Source organism: Arthrobacter sp. Y3223164, from assembly GCF_059091005.1.
Genome location: NZ_JBNHGF010000569.1, coordinates 1 through 1,316, shown reverse-complemented (window position 1 = coordinate 1,316; position 1,316 = coordinate 1). Strand labels below are relative to the sequence as shown.

2 protein-coding genes are annotated in these 1,316 nt (G+C 67.7%); both read left to right on the top strand.

Features of this window, described 5'->3' with window-relative positions; all coding sequences use genetic code 11:
• Nucleotides 1-174: 174 nt before the first annotated feature.
• Complete coding sequence (locus AC5RUJ_RS16475; RefSeq protein WP_494023851.1) at nucleotides 175-1,113, top strand: ABC transporter ATP-binding protein; 939 nt, start codon at nucleotides 175-177, stop codon at nucleotides 1,111-1,113.
• Nucleotides 1,106-1,316, top strand: a 211-nt coding sequence (locus AC5RUJ_RS16470; protein ID WP_494156269.1) for a hypothetical protein, incomplete at its 3' end; no start/stop codon positions are given. The genes AC5RUJ_RS16475 and AC5RUJ_RS16470, both read left to right, overlap by 8 nt.

Here is a 1,316-nt window from a genome sequence, read left to right as displayed (position 1 = left end):
GGGCGCAACCACCGGCGGCCGCGCCGGGGAGCTACCGCGGGCGGCCGCGGCGCCTCAGCTTGGTCAGGCACCGCTGCCAATCGGACACGCCGGGGGCTAAATCCCGATTGGCTTTCCTCAATCGCTAGTGTGATCTAGGCTATAGCAGTGCCTCAAACATCTCTCTCACACCGGTTGCCTCAGCGAACCTCCGCGGCCGTCATTTCCGCCCGGGACGTCGTGAAGACCTACGGCAATTTCAACGCCGTCGACGGTATCTCCTTCGAAGTCCCGGCGGGGGAGTCGTTCGGGCTGCTCGGCCCCAACGGTGCGGGCAAGTCCACGACGATGCGGATGATCGGCGGCGTGTCGCAGCGGACGTCCGGCGAACTGAGCATCATGGGCCTGGACCCGGACCGACACGGGCCGGAGGTGCGGGCGCATCTGGGCGTGGTGCCGCAGCAGGACAACCTGGACGAGGAACTGAAGGTCCGCGACAACCTGATCGTTTACGGCCGCTACTTCGGGCTGCCGTACTCCTACCTGCGGCCCAAGGCGGACGAACTGCTGGAGTTCGCGCAGCTGACGGACAAGGCCAAGGCGAAGGTCGATGCCCTCTCCGGCGGCATGAAACGGCGGCTGACCATCGCCCGTTCGCTGATGAACGATCCGAAGGTTCTGCTGCTCGACGAGCCGACCACCGGACTCGATCCGCAGGCGCGCCACATCCTCTGGGACCGGCTCTTCCGGCTCAAGGAAGCGGGCGTGACCCTGATCCTGACCACGCACTACATGGACGAGGCCGAGCAGCTCTGCGACCGACTCATCGTGGTGGACAAGGGAAAGATCATGGCGGAAGGGTCGCCGGCAGCCCTGATCCGCGAACATTCCACCCGAGAGGTCCTCGAGCTTCGGTTCGGTTCCGAGCGGAATACCACCGTGGCCCCGGAGCTCGCCGGCATCGGGGAGCGGCTGGAAACGCTGCCGGACCGTGTGCTGGTCTATGCCGACGACGGCGAGGCGGCGCTCGAGCAGGTGTCCAACCGCGGCCTGCGCCCGATCACATCCCTGGTCCGGCGCTCCAGCCTGGAGGACGTCTTCCTCCGGCTGACCGGCAGGAGCCTCATTGACTGAGCAACAGCCCCCGCAGGTGCCGGGCGGGCAGGACATGGAGACCACGGCGCGCCCGGCCGAAGAAATCGCGGCGCACGGGTCCAAAGACACCACGGCGCGCGCGGTCCAAGAAACTCCGGTCCGCGCGGCCGAAGAATCACCGGCGCCCACGGCCCAAGAGTCCGGGCGGACCGCGACCGCTGCAGCCTCCGTGCCGGACGCCG